Below are 2,682 nucleotides of genomic sequence, written 5' to 3'. Positions count from 1 at the left end.
ACGAATTTCGCGGTATAGTTGAAAATCCGGATTTCAAGCAATACTTCCCGGTAATAGGCGAAGACTTCCTGAAAACAGCTCCCAAAGGATTTCCAAAGGATTTTGAATATGTACAATATCTGAAATGCAAGGAATATACCTGTTACTGCAATCAACCGGACAGCTTCTTTCTGGCATCCGATTGCGTGGATCGTACGGCGGAAATCTTCAAGCAAATGAAACCTTTTGCTGATTTCCTGAACTACACGATTGACGACTTTGAATAAAATTTGATAATAATATAACTAACTTAAAACATTAAAGCTATGGTAGTAGATAGATTAGAAAATTTAGAAAAATATGCATCGTTGAACCCCTTGTTCGCCCAAGCTATTGAATTCTTGCAATCACATGACTTGAACGCAATGGAAGTTGGCAAAACCGAACTGAAAGGTAAAGACCTGGTTGTAAACGTAGCTCAAACTACCCCTAAAGCTAAAGAACAAGCCAAACTGGAAACACACAATGAATTTATAGATATCCAGATTCCTCTCTCCGGTGCGGAAGTAATGGGCTATACCGCAGGAAAAGATTGCGTACCCGCTGATGCTCCCTACAATGCAGAGAAAGATATTACTTTCTTTGAAGGATTGGCTGAAACTTATATCACTGTAAAACCTGGAATGTTTGCTATATTCTTCCCCCAAGACGGACATGCTCCCGGCATTTCTCCTGACGGTGTGAAGAAAGTCATTGTGAAAGTGAAAGCATAATAATCCAATCAATCAAAAACTCATCCTTTATGGAAACATTGAATTTGATCAAAAACGACCCCTGGCTGGAACCTTTCGAAGATGCCATCAAAGGCCGTCATCAGCATGTATTAGACAAAGAGGCTGAACTGACGAACAAAGGGAAACAGACTTTGTCTGATTTTGCCTCGGGATATTTATATTTCGGACTTCACCGTACTGCTGACGGCTGGATTTTCCGTGAATGGGCACCCAACGCCACAGAAATATTTATTGTGGGCACATTCAATGAATGGAAAGAACTGAAAAAGTACAGTCTGAAACGTAAGGATTATGGTGTTTGGGAAATCAAACTCCCGGCAGATGCCATGAGACACGGCGACTTATACAAACTCATTGTACATTGGGAAGGCGGTTGCGGAGAACGTATTCCTGCCTGGGCAACACGGGTGGTACAAGACGAGCAAACCAAGATTTTCAGTGCGCAGGTCTGGTCACCGGAAAAGCCATATAAAGTAAAGAAGCGTACATTTAAACCTAATACGGATCCTTTGCTTATCTACGAATGCCATATCGGTATGGCGCAACAGGAAGATAAAGTAGGAACTTACAACGAGTTCCGTGAAAAAACTCTTCCGCGCATAGCTAAAGCCGGATACAATTGCATTCAAATCATGGCAATTCAGGAACATCCCTACTACGGTAGTTTCGGTTACCATGTATCCAGTTTCTTTGCTGCTTCTTCCCGTTTCGGTACTCCGGAAGAATTGAAGGAGTTGATCGATACCGCACACGGATTGGGTATTGCAGTGATTATGGACATCGTTCATTCTCATGCAGTAAAGAATGAAGTGGAAGGCTTGGGCAATTTTGCCGGTGATCCGAATCAATACTTCTACCCCGGCGCACGACGTGAACATCCGGCTTGGGACTCACTTTGTTTCGACTATGGAAAAAATGAAGTTATCCATTTTCTTCTTTCTAATTGTAAGTACTGGCTTGAGGAATACGGATTCGACGGCTTCCGGTTCGATGGTGTAACATCTATGCTCTATTATAGTCACGGACTGGGTGAAGCCTTCTGTAATTATGGAGACTATTTCAATGGCCATCAGGATGACAATGCCATTTGCTACCTGACACTTGCCAACAAACTTATCCACGAAGTAAATTCTAAAGCAATAACGATTGCCGAGGAAGTATCGGGAATGCCCGGTCTTGCAGCTAAAGTTGAAGACGGGGGCTATGGTTTCGACTACCGTATGGCGATGAATATCCCCGATTATTGGATCAAGACCATCAAAGAAAAAATAGACGAAGACTGGAAACCGTCCAGCATGTTCTGGGAAGTAACCAATCGTCGTAAAGATGAAAAGACCATATCTTATGCAGAAAGTCACGACCAGGCATTAGTGGGCGATAAGACGATTATCTTCCGTCTGATAGATGCCGATATGTACTGGCATATGCAGAAAGGTGATGAAAACTACACAGTAAATCGTGGTATTGCTCTTCACAAGATGATACGTTTACTGACTTCGAGTACTATCAATGGTGGTTATCTTAACTTCATGGGCAACGAATTCGGTCATCCCGAATGGATTGATTTTCCACGTGAAGGTAATGGATGGTCATGCAAGTATGCCCGCCGTCAGTGGGATTTGGTAGATAACAAGAATCTTACTTACCATTATATGGCCGACTTTGATGCTGATATGCTCAAAACCATTAAGAGCGTGAAAGCTTTCCAGGCAACACCTGTTCAGGAAATCTGGCACAATGACGGCGATCAGGTATTGGCATATATGCGTAAAGATTATGTCTTTGTGTTCAATTTCAATCCCAAACAGTCATTTACCGATTATGGCTTCCTGGTTTCTCCGGGTACGTATGAAGTAGTATTGAATACGGATAATCCTGCTTATGGCGGTAATGGATTGACTGATGACAC

At 42.4% G+C, this 2,682-nt stretch carries 3 protein-coding genes; all 3 read left to right on the top strand.

Going from position 1 to position 2,682, the window contains the following annotated elements; genetic code table 11:
* A partial coding sequence (locus BACCELL_RS20845) for a DUF2461 family protein (protein ID WP_007214043.1) occupies positions 1-266 on the top strand: 266 nt, incomplete at its 5' end.
* A gap of 39 nt (positions 267-305) precedes the next feature.
* On the top strand, positions 306-752 hold the full coding sequence (locus BACCELL_RS20840; protein WP_007214042.1) for a NanQ anomerase/TabA/YiaL family protein: 447 nt from the start codon (positions 306-308) through the stop codon (positions 750-752).
* Between the two features lie 29 nt (positions 753-781).
* The coding region (locus BACCELL_RS20835; RefSeq protein WP_007214041.1) for an alpha amylase C-terminal domain-containing protein at positions 782-2,682 on the top strand (1,901 nt) is incomplete at its 3' end.

The organism is Bacteroides cellulosilyticus DSM 14838 (genome assembly GCF_000158035.1).
Classification (GTDB): domain Bacteria; phylum Bacteroidota; class Bacteroidia; order Bacteroidales; family Bacteroidaceae; genus Bacteroides; species Bacteroides cellulosilyticus.
This window is presented reverse-complemented; position numbering and strand designations above follow the sequence as displayed.